The organism is Acinetobacter sp. AOR12_HL (assembly GCF_027855275.1).
GTDB classification, from domain to species: Bacteria; Pseudomonadota; Gammaproteobacteria; order Pseudomonadales; family Moraxellaceae; genus Acinetobacter; species Acinetobacter baumannii.
In genome coordinates this window covers 142,726-156,772 of record NZ_JAKTIJ010000028.1, presented here as the reverse complement: position 1 = coordinate 156,772, position 14,047 = coordinate 142,726, and the positions used below count along the sequence as shown (strand labels likewise).

General features: G+C 37.6%; 12 protein-coding genes. 2 read left to right on the top strand and 10 right to left on the bottom strand.

The features are described 5' to 3' along the window. Window positions 1–76: 76 nt before the first annotated feature. A protein-coding gene (locus tag MKL36_RS14990) for an IS3 family transposase (RefSeq protein WP_085944219.1) occupies window positions 77–1,221 on the top strand; the annotation gives its coding sequence in 2 pieces (ribosomal slippage) (window positions 77–341 and window positions 341–1,221; 1,146 coding nt in all). 286 nt (window positions 1,222–1,507) lie between these two features. On the opposite strand, the gene MKL36_RS14985 is transcribed toward MKL36_RS14990, so the two are convergent. Next, window positions 1,508–1,846 carry a hypothetical protein gene (locus tag MKL36_RS14985; protein ID WP_031222469.1) on the bottom strand — a complete coding sequence of 113 codons (339 nt, stop codon included), beginning with the start codon at window positions 1,844–1,846 and terminating at the stop codon, window positions 1,508–1,510. A 610-nt stretch (window positions 1,847–2,456) separates the two neighbouring features. On the opposite strand from MKL36_RS14985, the gene MKL36_RS14980 reads away from it, so the two are divergent. After that, window positions 2,457–2,942, top strand: a complete 486-nt coding sequence (locus MKL36_RS14980) for an Lrp/AsnC family transcriptional regulator (RefSeq protein WP_001089197.1) — start codon at window positions 2,457–2,459, stop codon at window positions 2,940–2,942. Between the two features lie 28 nt (window positions 2,943–2,970). On the opposite strand, the gene MKL36_RS14975 is transcribed toward MKL36_RS14980, so the two are convergent. From MKL36_RS14975 to pepN, 9 genes are all read right to left on the bottom strand, one after another. Continuing rightward, window positions 2,971–3,528: a chorismate mutase gene (locus MKL36_RS14975; RefSeq protein ID WP_021510438.1), complete on the bottom strand. Its 558-nt coding sequence runs from the start codon at window positions 3,526–3,528 to the stop codon at window positions 2,971–2,973. A gap of 77 nt (window positions 3,529–3,605) precedes the next feature. Beyond that, window positions 3,606–4,289 (bottom strand): SDR family NAD(P)-dependent oxidoreductase, encoded by a 684-nt coding sequence (locus tag MKL36_RS14970; RefSeq protein WP_021510437.1) that lies wholly within the window; start codon window positions 4,287–4,289, stop codon window positions 3,606–3,608. Between the two features lie 9 nt (window positions 4,290–4,298). After that, window positions 4,299–5,060: an SDR family NAD(P)-dependent oxidoreductase gene (locus MKL36_RS14965; RefSeq protein ID WP_021510436.1), complete on the bottom strand. Its 762-nt coding sequence runs from the start codon at window positions 5,058–5,060 to the stop codon at window positions 4,299–4,301. Between the two features lie 7 nt (window positions 5,061–5,067). Further along, window positions 5,068–5,754, bottom strand: coding sequence for a glutathione S-transferase family protein (locus tag MKL36_RS14960; protein WP_021510435.1), 687 nt, complete (start codon window positions 5,752–5,754; stop codon window positions 5,068–5,070). A gap of 226 nt (window positions 5,755–5,980) precedes the next feature. Then, on the bottom strand, window positions 5,981–7,000 hold the full coding sequence (locus tag MKL36_RS14955; RefSeq protein WP_000055764.1) for a Csu type fimbrial protein: 1,020 nt from the start codon (window positions 6,998–7,000) through the stop codon (window positions 5,981–5,983). Continuing rightward, window positions 6,991–9,450, bottom strand: coding sequence for a fimbria/pilus outer membrane usher protein (locus MKL36_RS14950; protein WP_021510434.1), 2,460 nt, complete (start codon window positions 9,448–9,450; stop codon window positions 6,991–6,993). Before MKL36_RS14950 ends, MKL36_RS14955 begins: the two co-directional genes overlap by 10 nt. 9 nt (window positions 9,451–9,459) lie before the next feature. After that, window positions 9,460–10,164 (bottom strand): fimbrial biogenesis chaperone, encoded by a 705-nt coding sequence (locus MKL36_RS14945; RefSeq protein WP_021510433.1) that lies wholly within the window; start codon window positions 10,162–10,164, stop codon window positions 9,460–9,462. 74 nt (window positions 10,165–10,238) lie between these two features. Continuing rightward, the gene (locus tag MKL36_RS14940) at window positions 10,239–10,769 is read right to left on the bottom strand and encodes a Csu type fimbrial protein (protein ID WP_000750672.1); all 531 of its coding nucleotides are present in this window, start codon (window positions 10,767–10,769) and stop codon (window positions 10,239–10,241) included. A 549-nt stretch (window positions 10,770–11,318) separates the two neighbouring features. Continuing rightward, complete coding sequence (gene pepN, locus MKL36_RS14935) at window positions 11,319–13,925, bottom strand: aminopeptidase N (RefSeq protein ID WP_021510432.1); 2,607 nt, start codon at window positions 13,923–13,925, stop codon at window positions 11,319–11,321. Window positions 13,926–14,047: the final 122 nt, after the last annotated feature.

The window sequence follows — 14,047 nt, the reverse complement described above, 5'->3', positions numbered from 1 at the left end:
AGAGGTGGATCAGGAAATTTGAACAACACTTATAAGTGATATTTTGCTCCCCAAATGATGTTATAAACATCAATATATGGAGTATTTTATGGCACGTAGACCAAGAAGAAATCATTCAAATGATTTTAAAGCTAAGGTAGCACTTGCTGCGATTAAAGCAGAAAAAACACTTGCTGAATTGAGTGCTGAATTTGATGTTCATCAAAACCAAATTATCGACTGGAAAAATCAACTGATTTCAGCTTCCTCGCAAGCTTTCGATCAATCAAAAGCTCCAACAGAACCACCCATCGATCTAAAAAAACTACATGCAAAAATCGGTGAGCAGGCATTAGAAATTGATTTTTTAGAAGGTGTGTTGAAGAAACTGGGCCGCTTCAACCACAAAAGTTAATCGATGACTCACTTCAGATTTCAGTATCTAAGCAAGCTCAGCTGCTGAAAGTCTCCCGTGGTTGTTATTACTATCGCCCAAAACCTGTGAGTGCATCAGATCTGAAGCTGATGCGGTGTATGGATGAGTTACATATGCAATACCCTTTTGCAGGTAGCCGTATGATGCGTGATTTGTTGAATCGTCAAGGACATCATATAGGACGACGTCATACACGTACTTTAATGAAGAAAATGGGCATTAATGCGTTATATTGCAAACCAAATTTAAGCCAGGCTAATCAAGCTCACCGCAAATATCCATATCTGCTCAAAGGATTGGCTATTCAGCGCAGTAATCAAGTGTGGTCTACGGATATAACGTATATCCCTATGGCAAAAGGCTTTGTTTATTTATGTGCTGTGATTGATTGGCATAGCCGCAAGGTACTTGCGCATAGAGTATCGATTAGTATGGAGGTTACATTTTGCATAGAAACATTAAATGAAGCTATTGAAAAATATGGTCGACCTGAAATATTTAATACAGACCAAGGCAGTCAGTTTACCAGTGATGCATTTATTGATGTATTGAAATCAAATGACATCCAAATCAGCATGGATGGTAAAGGTCGATGGGTTGATAATGTGATGGTTGAACGATTATGGCGGAGCGTTAAATATGAAGAGGTGTATCTCAAAGCCTACAGCAATGTTTTGGATGCGAAGAAGCAATTAAACGCATATTTTGAATTTTATAATTTGAAACGACCTCATTCGAGTCTGGACAAAATGACTCCAGATGAGTTTTACTATGACCAGCTACCACAACAAAATAAGGTAGCTTAACTAGAGCAGAGTATCACTTATAAATAAGCTTTTAGTTGTTCAAACATGTGGGACCACCTCTTAACGAACGGCTAATCCAAGGAAGGAAATGTTATTTTTATGGTTACAATAAGGGATTCAAACTAAAAAATGATTATTGTTAGATCTAAAACAAGGTGAAGTTTTATATTAGCTAATTTTTTAAGAATTATTCTCTAATTTAACTAGTAAATTTATAGACCGATAAAATGAATAATTAAATCCATCTTATCGGCTTGCTAGAAGAGGTTTTTAAAACCTTATTTTTTTATTGTTTAATATATTTTGGAAATTCTTTTAAAACCTTATGACAAAAGTGGCCTTGTGCATCCTCTTTCTTCCGCTCTTCAAATTCCTTCATCCCAAATTTCATAACCTCTCTACCATATTTTTCGCCGAGATCATGTTTAGTACATTTTGCGGCAGCCTCTTTTAACTCTTCTGAATAATAGTGATAGTTACAGTCAAGTTGAGCTCGGCTTAAAAAACCATGAAGCTCTACTGCTTTCTCACATTGTGTTTGCTCTAGAAGATTTTTAGATTCTTGACTCGCATAAATTGATGTTCCTACTAATAAAGTGAAAATCGTTACTAAAAAATTACGCATTATTTCCCCGACAAAGTTATTAAAAGTATTAGTCATAATATTGCGGGCGTATTAAATAATAATTATCTCTAAGTGTCTATTAATAATAAAGAAAACAGGATAACCTTCTTCTCTTTCGAATATTTAATCACCTTATTAAAATTAGGTGATTAAGTTTTAACAAGTATATATTATTTATTTTACTTCCCTATTTAAGTGTTAAATTAGTACTTTGGTTAGGGATTAAAGTATGTGCTTTTATGAATTTCAATAATAATATTTAGTCATTTAGGATATTTAATAAGATTTTTGGAAAGATGAGCGCTATGATCAATAAGAATATATTTATGATTATTATTAAACCAGTATTTGATGATTCTAATGTATGAATCAAAAATTCCTAATATTTGATTTTTTGGGTAAGATCCGCAAAGAGCACTGTTTAGTCACCCTTACTGAAACAGTGCTCTTTGCTTCATCACAACTCCTATCCAGTAGAGTCCGATGCATAGAAATAGTGTATGGCTGTGTCGCTCAAAATGTTTACTGAATTTTCAGTTTTTTTAAATGATATCAGCATAAAAATCACGTATATTTAAAATTAACAGAAGAATCTTCTTTGGTTTATATTTTGAACAGCACAGAATACACACTAGATCGCATAGATCGGAAAATATTATCTGCCCTACGTAGAAATGGCCGTTTAACGGTTGCACAGCTCGCCGAAGAAGTCGGGCTTTCATCTTCGCCTTGCTGGACTCGACTCAAACGTTTAGAAAGTCTAAAAATTATTGAAGGCTATACCGTAAACGTAAACCCCAAAGCGATTGGCATTCATGAGTTGTTTTTTATTGAAATTACCCTAGAACGCCACGATGATGAAATGTTAGAAAACTTTAGCGAGGCTTTGGCAGACATTCCGGAAGTGGTCGAAGCGCATTTAGTTACGGGCGACTATGATTATTTGGTGAAAGTAGCCGTAAAAGATGCCGAGCATTACGAACGTTTTTTACGTAAAAAGCTCTACTCGATTAAAGGAATCCGCCACACGCGTTCAACCTTTGCTTTACGACCACTTAAATCTGCCAATACTGCCGATTTAATGTTGATTGAATAATTTGCTTATAGGAACGGCTTTGGGTGGTTCATTGTTTTAATTTGATTTTATTCAATGTTACACATAAAGCCCTCTTGTCAGCTTCTTTAAGTTGAGGATGCTGAACAGGCCACATATAGCTACAGCTATGAGGCGCTTTATTATTATTTTTCTTAAGTTCATAGGCGATATTTTTTAGCAGCTCCGTGTTTAAAGCGCTAATTTTTACGCGTACTTCGCTTAAGTCTTGAGGCTTCCAGTTGGTTTCCGGACTCGACAACCAGTCGGCGCGATAACGGTACTGGATTGCTTTAGCCACATCCATTTGCGCCACTATAAATGGCTTTACTGTTTCGCTGTTAAGCCCAAAAGAGTCGGTTTCAGAAAGCGATTGATCGAGTACTTTCTTTTCTTGTGTTAAATCTTCAATCGGTAAATGCTGCTCTGCCTTATAACCTGCGACATCTTTCATATAAGATAAGCGTTCGTTAATTAAACGCGCGGTTTGCTCATATTGATATGCTTGTGCCAGTGAAGAAAAGCACATCAAAGCTGCCACTGTAGTCGCTACTTTAACCGTTTGTTGAATATTCTTAATATTTAACATTTAAGTACCTTCAAAATTATTGTTCTGTTGTCATTCCAAAGCAGTACTCTATTTTAAGAACACTCGAAAGTAAAATCTCAAGACACGCTAAGCTCTTGGCTCCATGCAGAATTTGGCTGCTGATAGATATGCTGACAGACTTGTTTAACAGATGAAATAAAGTGCTGGTTTTGCCCATCCCATTTTTCCACCATGCAATATGTCACGTGTATTCCTTTGGGCTGAAACTCTCTTGCCAATGACTGTGATAACGCTCGAATACTCGCAAACATGCTTTGACTTAACACATCGTAGTGAGTCGAGTTATTAGATGGCGCTCCAAGAAAAATAACAGTGCCTCGCTGCTGCTTTAGCATTAGTTTAATCACTGCTTGTGACACGCTCACTGCGCTTAAACCCGTTGTTTGCCAACTGTGCTCAATTTCTTCTAAAGATAAAGCTTCAATATTTGGCGCAGATGAAAAATTTGGCTGAAACACGCATAACTCAATATTATGACTATGGCTGGCAATATATTTTAGTAAGCTTTTTATATGCTCAGTATTCACCAAGTTTAAACGGACACTCGTTATGCCATCATTTACACGGTTTACTTGTATATTCTGAACGCTAGAATCATGCACAGCTTGATAGACATGCAATGGAGATTGCTCATTTTTGTCTAAAATTACAAAGTTCTGGTCGAGTAGTTCTATATCATGACCTGCAATAACCACACAGCCCTGCTTTTTTTGAAACTTCTGAAATATTGTTTTTAGCATATGAGTCTCTCAAAATTTTTCTTGGTATGGACATAAATCTAGCTCGTGTGTCCAAAGCTCAGGGCTTTGCTGGTAGAGCATCCAATAGTTGTCAGCTATTGCATTAATATTGAGTCCACCCGTTCCCCGTGTGAGTCGAATGAAACGTCCTAGACCAAATAAAGCTTTATTAATTCTGTCGCCATCCACCATTCCATCAATAATGACATGAGCAATATGAATGCCTTGAGTTTTATAAATTTGAGCTAAGTTTAATGCATAAGTCCGCAAGGCAGATTTCCCCATAGTGAAAGCTGCAAAAAAAGGCTTTCCACGCAACGAAGCACTGGCTCCGGTAAAAATAAGCGTACCGTGGTTTTGTTCTTTAAATATTTTTAAACAGCTTTGAGAAACTAAATAGGCTGATAAAAAAGTGGATTGCCACATTTGAGTAAAAAACGATAACGGACTGCGTAAAAAAATTGAGGGAATATTTCCCCCAACATTATGAATAACTGCAGTAATGCGTTCATTCTGACTTATGATGGTGTCAAACAATGCCTGTACTTGATTGATATCTTCTGCATCTAAACGAAATGCCACAGCTTCACCTGCATTGGCATGAATTTCGACAGCTACTGCCTCAATTTTTTGGAAAGTACGTCCAGCAACGTAAACTTTTAAGCCCTCTTTTGCAAAGCGATGACATACGGCAGCACCAATGCCCTGTGATGCCCCAACGCCAATAACAACTGCACAATCTCGTATTTTATCTGGTGTTGCTGATGCCATAGTCGTCTCAACCTGTTTGTTTTTTATACCATGTTGCCATAAATGGACGATCCAAGATTTCCTTACCAAACTTCTTACTTGTACGAATGACTTCACCAAGTTGAGCAACTACAGCTATGTCTGCAATCGTTTGATTCTCACCTACTAACCATTCACTTTGTGATAAAACCTGCTCAACACGGTCGAGGTGTCGTATAAATTCTTCTTCAACATTTTCAGCTTTCATTCTGCCCAAGCCTTGAAAGAAAAGCTGTGTTTTTAGTTCAGCTAAAATAAAACCCTTCACCATAGGTTTTTCATATGCAGGGCGGCCAATACTGCTAATACGAATTGCTTCTTCTAAAGCTTCCGAATCATTTACCCTTAAATATACTTCATAAAAATAGAGTGATTCATCTGCCCAGTCTTCCCAAAGTTCTGCAAGTGCTTTTTGATTTGGATCTTCGGGATAAAGTCGAGGTGTATCCGGAAAAGTTTCGTCTAGGTAGCGAGCGATACGGGTACTGTCTTGTATACGCTGTCCTTTATGGTCAATAACAGGTACTTTGCCCACTTTACTGAGCAAAGGTACTTTCGCTCCAAGAATACCGTTGTAATTAATCGTTTCGTATGGGATTCCCTTAAATTTCAAAGCTCTTGCAACTTTTTGGCAAAATGGAGAAATTTCCCATTGATGCAAAATAATATCCGACATTTATTCACCTTTATTTTTAATTGCCTGTTTTGCTATTCAGTTCCTTTTTGGAACTAATTATTAAATATACAGAATGTCTTTTTAAGTCAAACTGTTTTTGATGACGACCAAGTTTCAAAAACTAAGAATATTTTAACTTTCTCTTTTTATACTCAAACTATTTTGGACAATATCAAAGGTATTACGCGGATCTATTGAAATAAAAGATCCACGTATAGTTTTAAAATTAATAAGTCACTGTCACAACAACACTATCAGAATAGTTTCCCGGTTTAGTTGAAATGGAAGTACCTTGCGGAATTTTTCCATAAACGGGTGTACTTTGGGCGCTACCTGTACCAGTTTTTGAGACTCCACCTGAACCACCAACATTGGTTACACCTCCTGTGGCATCCCATACCGTACTATAGTTAGAATCTTTATATAGCTGATAGGGAATATAATCATTATTGTCATGAATCATACGCCTAAAACCACCAGCTATGCGGTGGTTTCCATCCCCTAAATAAATGCTATAAGGTGTTCCATAGTTGCAGGTAGTATTCACTGCTCCTTGAGCTGTGTAATCACGCTTAGTCGTACCAATATCATTAATATTGCCGAAATCTACAGTTGAAGTTGAGTTTAATTGGCACAGACTTGGGACCACAAAGTTTGCTGTTAGTAATGTATCACCAGAATCCCAGCCACCAAGTAAATCACCACATGACAAACCCAAAAGATCCATATCCCAATACAACCGAACCGAAGCCGTATAGGTTCCTTTAGGATATGCAATGAGAGACCCCGTTCGAGCTGGTACTTTTATATTTACCGAGTAACTCACAATATTATTTGATGCGACTGTTGCTACTGGACCATACCACACATTGGAGGTTTGGTTGGTAGTAGAAGAACCAGCCCCGCCTACAGTTGCAGTAACTGTATAGGGTAAAGTCACACTATTATTCGCAGTGGTTGCTCCTGTAAATACGGTTTTCATACACATAAAATTAGAAATCTGGGGAAGTCCTAAATTCGTACAAGTAATTGTTCCTGAAAGGTTTACGGTTGCATCACTATTAATATTTGCTGCAGTGTAATTAAAAGTACTATTTGTAGTCCCGCTTACCGTGCAAGCAGCTTGTGCAGGACTAAAAAATGCATAAACGAGATAAAATAAGCAAATGCCTATGAAGTATTTTAAAGACCGTGGAAGTTTTTTATAGCTCTCTATTTGAGCCTTATTCATAAAATTTAATGACATACATAAGGTCCCAATTTTTTAGTTGAGTACTGATTACTGTTATAGGTAAAGTCAACTTGGCATGAGCCATGATCAAGAAGATCGACTACAAGTTTGTTTTGTTTTAATAAGTTTGAAATAAACACTTCACCGTCATAGCCAACCACTCCATCTTGCTGTCCATTAATTTGAACGCTATACCCCGGTAATAACGGTGAGTTATTTTTATCAACAAGTTTCACTAATCCTGAGATGACCTGATGTGCGCCAAAATCAATCATTGTTCCTTGGCGATAACCTACAACAGTTTTTTGTTCAGTGGAGTTAACGCTCCAATTTAGAGGCAAGAATGAAGGATCTAAATAAATATGGTTCTCTTGATATGGCATGAGACTAGGAATCAAAAATCTCCCTGATTTATCCGTAAAGCCTAAATTTACTCCACCATTTAAGATTTGGCTTTGTGGGCCTGCATTAGTGACAACAGCATATCCATCTCCAATTTCATTGGCCGCAAAGAGCCGTCCTGCTGCAGCTACCAAAGATCCCGTTGCCGAAAGAGCAACCTGATCGTTATCTCCAATTCGGTTATAGCGACCTGCCAAATAAGCAGCACGGGCACGGTAAGAGGCATAGATCGATGCATTGTTGTCGTGGTTATCCTGATCTCGCTCAACATAGCCTCCCCATCCAAATGACCCAATTTGCGGGTCCGACAAACCGAAAATTTCTTGTCGATAACTCAATCTACCGCTGTCGCTAGAAACACTAGTAATGGCATTGAATTTATTCGAAGGTGTATATCGCAGCGCAAAGTAAATACCGTAGTCCTTGTGATTTTCATAATCTTTATAGGCAGAGGTATAAAATCCCCAGTTCTTGTTCAGACTTCCACTTAAATTGGCCGATAGCAGTTTATATTGGTTATCACTATATTTAATCTGGTTATACCCCAGATAGGTCCCATAACCTGCATAAAAGTTATAGTTAATTCCTGCCCTAAAAATTTCATCTGCCAGCGCACTGTAGTTGAGGTAGTTTTGTGACTCAGCATCGCTCTGATTATCTTTTAAATATCGAACCTGAGATACGCGTGCCAAATCAAAATAGTTATCGAATATTTTGCGGTAACTGGTGTTAAAAGAAATATTTTTACTAATCCGACCTTCTAAACCCAACAAGGCAGAATAACCGTTTTCATCTTTATACTGGCTTGCTGCAATATCAGCATTAATCACCCCAATACCGAACAGGTTCTTGGCAAAGCCTGTTCCAATGTTAGACAAACCATCTGTTGAAGCCTCCACCCCACCGCTTAAGGTTAATGAGTTGCTGTAACCATATCGAATTGCCCCTGATGCAAAGGTAGCATCGTCATAATCGTTCGAGTATAGGCCATAGTTATAGCGCGGAACCCCAACATCCACTGAAAACTCATTAATACCTTTTGCCAGAATCTTGGATGAAAAATAGTAAGGCTTTTTGGTAATGCTCTGCCGTCCAGTGGCATCCGTAGTTACAAGTGTGACCTCATTTCCGGAAATAAACGGGAGCTGTTTAATATCAAAAGGGCCTGACGGGACAAGTCCTGAATAAATCTTTTGCTGGTTAACGTATAAATCCAGTGTTGAAGGCAGTGCGGCTGAACCGGAGAATTGTGGCAGTGCCGAAGTGACAATATCGCCACGTTGAGTATAGGCACTCGACCATTGAAAGCCTGCAAGGCGGACGCTGCTGCCCCAATCTGAACTATTGGAGATAAAGTCCCCTAGGGTATATATCCTGATCTTTTCAGGGTCTACATATTGCCATTTACTTTCCAGACGTACCCATTTTTCGTGGCTATAACTATTTTCATCATTTCCGTTATATAACACACCAGACGAAAAGTTACCGATCGCACTGTTGAAAATTCCCTCTGCCGAACCAGAGAAAACATTCTCATCATTAGTTATGGTGTGATACAGGCTATAGTTCAGGATTGCAGCGTTTAAAGGCTTTATTTTAAGTAGCTGCGGACTGGTGATCTGCTGCCCTTTTAAGTCAACCGAATAGCCTGTCATCATGTGAGGAGGTACTTGTAAGTTTAAAGACTGCTCATTCTCCAAGTATTTAAACCGGATATCTTTAAGCTCATTAAGACAAATCCATTGGCTATCAGAAATGGAATCATCCATTTTTAGTCTTAAAGTTTTTAAGTCACGGGCACGGATATATAATTTTTTATCTTGATCTTGTCTTACGGCTACTAAATCCTCAGAAGGGTTGGAATTAATAGAAATATTTAAAAAAAGCTGTGCAACGTTATTATCTTGCTCCTGTTCATTCATCTTTATCTGCGTGTTTTTACTTTTGCTGTCAATCGTATCCGGAATACTTGGAACCGGCACATTCGTATTGTCCTGTAACTGTTCAGCAAAAGCATATGCAGGAAGATATGTAACACATAAGACACCTATAATATATTTCATATAAGCCTCTTATAGCGTGACTTTCTTACCATTAACTGTTAAGGAAATACTGTATTTATGGTCGGGCTGATATGAAAAATTACTAATCGGATAGCTTCGTGATTGTTCTGCAAGAATATAACCATTCACTGTATTTACTTTAATGGAGTAACTCTTATTTGCTGTTAGATCTACAAGTTTTAAGTCATTTAAAAGTGCATGCCTGTTTCCAATATTGCTGATATTTAAAGAAGTGGTTTTTTGACTATTATCAATTTTCCAATTTAGTTGAGTAATCGCATCTTTATTCACTACAAATACAGGTAATGATGAGCGAAGTAAGACATTTATACCTTGACTAACTTTGCGGCTATCCATAGGTTTTGGCAGCTCATCAATAATAATACGATAGGTTTTTTCACCAGAAACTGGTGTTGGATTAACCCTCACTACACGTAAATTATAAGAGTCATTAGGTTGTAATTTTAAAAAAGGTGGACTAACCGCAATTTCATCCGTAGGGGTTAATTGATCGTGTCCATTGTTTTGACTCCACTCAAATACACGCACCTGTAAATCGGTACTTTCATTTGACTGATTATATAAACTAATCGAAGAAGCACTTTGATTACTTAAAATTTCCACCGTTACGGGTGAAAGACGAATTGTAGCGGCATAAATAGTGCTCGATAAAGATAAGAATAATCCCGTAATAATAAAAATGTTTTTTTTCATAATTAACCCAAGTATATATCTTTCTAAAGTATTAGCCCTTTTAAAGGGCTAACTATATTTATAATTTATAAAATTTAATAAGTTACTGTGACTGTCACAGTGTCAACATAGCTACCTGCACTTGGTAAAGTTGTACCAGCAGGGATACGGCCATACACGTTAACTGTCTGGACATTACCCGTGCCTGTTCCACTATAAGCAGTTGTTGCAACTCCAATAGCCGTAGCACGCCCTGTGTCAGAGTAAAGGTTATAAGGAATATATTCTGTAGTAGACGCGCCACCAATCATACGACGTTGAGTTGATAGAACATTTTGTCCACCATCAAATGACAAAGTCCATGGCACAGTGTTGTTACACAACACCCTAATTGGAGTACCACCAGTAGTCGTAGTATCTGCGTCTACATTACCAGCCAGAGAACTTAAGGTGCCAAAGTCTAGAACTGCATTAGCTGTCGTACCAGTAGCTGAGGTATTCAGGACACAGCTATTTGTTACTGTAGCTCTAACCGTCAAGGTGCCTGTTGCTGTAGCGGCATTGGCTGCATTGAGAGAAGATAATCCTACAGCAAATGCTGATAAATAAAAAAAAGTCTTTTTCATGGTTAAAACCTTTTTACATTAAATTGTTGGAATTAATAGATGTAAAAAAATTAATCTTCACCATTACAATCACTTTTATTCGACTGCTCTTTTAAAGCTTATATTTTTTACTCTATTTTTGGCATCATACATAAAAAAATTTAAATTGTATGAGTATGTTTTTATTTCAATTTTCAATTAATAAAATACAATTACCCATTCTAACCCTTCATTAACAATTCATTAACAATACAAAAAACAAATAATTGATTTTTATTAATTTAATTAAATACCAATAAAATAATTTAGAAAAAATTTAAATAAATATTTCAATATTTTTAGCAAAAACTATAAGAATAAAAATAAAATTTATAGAATAATTTAAAATATTTTTCTAATTAATGGATAAGCTAGTCTCTATTTTTAAGAATAATTAAAAGATATATTTAAAATAAATCATTAATTATTAATTGAGATATAATTCCTATTTCTTTATATTTTTTTGATTTAGTTAATTATATAAAAATAAAGGCCCCTCAAGAGGCCTCTATTCAATATGCTTAAATATTATTAAACGCTCAGCATACTATTTAAAGTTTCAGAAACGTTTTTAGATTTCACTTTAGGCTGCAATGCTTGTAAAGCCTGTTGCACTTGAGTGCGCTGAGGTTCGGCAAGCGTATACCAGCGAGATAACACCTGTAATAAGCGTGAACCTAAAATCGGGTTTTTCTCGTCCAGATATTCTGCAAGATTAATAAAGTGAGCTACACCAAAGCCCCATGTATTTTCAGGGTTATTTGACAAACCACCACTCACGGCGCGAATACGGTTTGGTGTGGTTAAGTCATAATCAGGATGCTGAGTTAGATATTCAATTGTCTCAACTGTAGCATTTGGGTTTGCTGCCTGAATCATAAACCATTGGTCCAAAGACAATGCTTCATCTTTAAAGCGGTTATAGAAATCAGCTAGGGCTTCTTGTGCTTGAGGCGCACTTTGCCACACTAGTACACGCAGGGCACCTAAACGTTCAGACATATTCCCCGTGCTTTGATATTGCTCATAAGCTAATTCAAATGCACTTTGATCACCCTGACGCGCCATCATCATGAGCATAATGTTCTTTAATGCACGTACACCCATCGCTAAAGAGAATTCTTTTTGCAAGTCTGGGTCAAGTGTAAGGTACGTATCTTTCCAGAACGAACCCAACTCTTGTGCCAAACGATTGAGTAAGGCTTCACGTTTTACATGAGTATCGGCTGGTGCATAGTTTTGATCAATACGGCTACCCAAATAACCTTCAGTTGGTACATCAAACAAACGCGATGCTAAAAGTGGATCACGACCAACCAATTCAGGCAATGTACTTTGAATAGCTTGAATATAGGTATCCGCAGAGTGATCTTCTAACAAAATACGTTCAAGCAAGGTTTGTGTTGCTTGCCATTGGTTAAAACCATTTGTTTCATGTTGAATTAAGAATGCTAATTCTTCATCACTGTAATCAAATACCAGATTTACAGGTGCAGAGAAATTACGTAGTAGTGAAACAACAGGTTGCTCAGTTACCCCTGTAAACTCAATAGCTGCCTCGTCTTGGTCAAATAAATACACGCCATCTTTAACACCATTTACAAATAGGCTTTCGCTTTGGAGCGTATATTGTTCACCTGTTTTCGCATTAAATAATGCCAACGCTACAGGAATCGGAACAGCTTTTAAGTTTGGATATTTAGGATGTGCTTTTAGGCTTTGTTTAAAGCTTAGACGATAAGTTTGCGCTGCTGCATCATATTCACCTTTCGCTTCAAGCTTTGGTGTACCTGGTTGGTTATACCAAGTTAAGAATGCAGATAAATCAACACCTGAACCTGCAGAGAGTGCAGCAACCCAGTCTTCAACAGTTACGGCTTGTCCATCATGACGGCGGAAATATTCATCCGTTCCCTGACGGAATTTTTCTTTACCCAGTAATGTCGACATCATGCGGTTAATTTCCGCACCTTTTTCATAAACAGTCGCTGTATAGAAGTTATTAATTTCGACAAAGTGGTCTGGGCGTGGTGGGTGCGACAATGGACCTGCATCTTCTGGGAATTGATGCGATTTAAGAACAGCGACATCGTCAATACGTTGAACCGCAGCAGATTGTAAATCTTCCGAGAAAGATTGATCACGGAATACCGTTAAGCCTTCTTTTAAGCACAACTGGAACCAGTCACGACAAGTAATACGGTTCCCTGTCCAGTTATGGAAATATTCATGGGCGATCACAGACTGTACACGCATAATCGCTGCGTCAGTTGTGTATTCTTCATCGGCAAGTACGCATGAGGTGTTAAAGATATTTAAACCTTTATTTTCCATAGCACCCATGTTGAACTGGCTCACCGCAACAATCATATAGTTGTCGAGATCATAGGCACGGCCATAGTGCTCCTCATCCCAGCGCATAGAATGTTTTAAAGCTTCCATTGCGATATGGCATTTTGGAATGTCTTTCTCAATGGCATAGATTTCTAAAGCGACATCACGTCCTTCCGAAGTCGTATAGCGGTCTTTCAATACAGCTAAATCACCAATCACACAAGCAAACAAATAGCTTGGCTTTTTAGTTGGATCTTGCCAGATCGCAAAGTGACGGTTTTCACCAACTTCACCTGTTTCAAGCAAGTTACCATTCGCAAGTAAAACCGGATATTTTTTGTCTGCTTCTACACGTGTAGTAAAAACTGAAAGTACGTCTGGACGGTCTGGATAGAACGTAATTTTACGGAAACCTTCAGGCTCATTTTGCGTTACAAATAAGTCGCCAGCTTTATATAAACCTTCAAGCTGAGTGTTGGTTTCCGGGTGAATAATCACTTGAGTTTGTAAAATGACTTCATCTGGTGCATCAGTGATCACCAGTTGTTCACTATCGAGTGAATATTGTGCAGGAGTAAGATCTTGGCCATTGAGCTGAATAGATTGCAACTCAAGATCACGGCCCAGTAGCACCAAGTCTCCAGCAGTTTGACGCTTCATGACCAATGTTGAATCAACAATTGTTTTATCGTCATAGACTTGAATATCAAGATTAATTGATTCGACCAAGAACGCAGGTTTTTGATAATCTTTTAAATAAACTGTTTGATCTGCCTGAACTGGAGGCTGCGCCGCAATATTCATCTTTATTCCTTATATACTTTTCGGAAACCGTAGTACGAATTTTATGAACTTGATCATACACATTCATACATACTGTGTTTGTTTACCTTTATAAAATTAATGGGACTTCATTTATACATTTC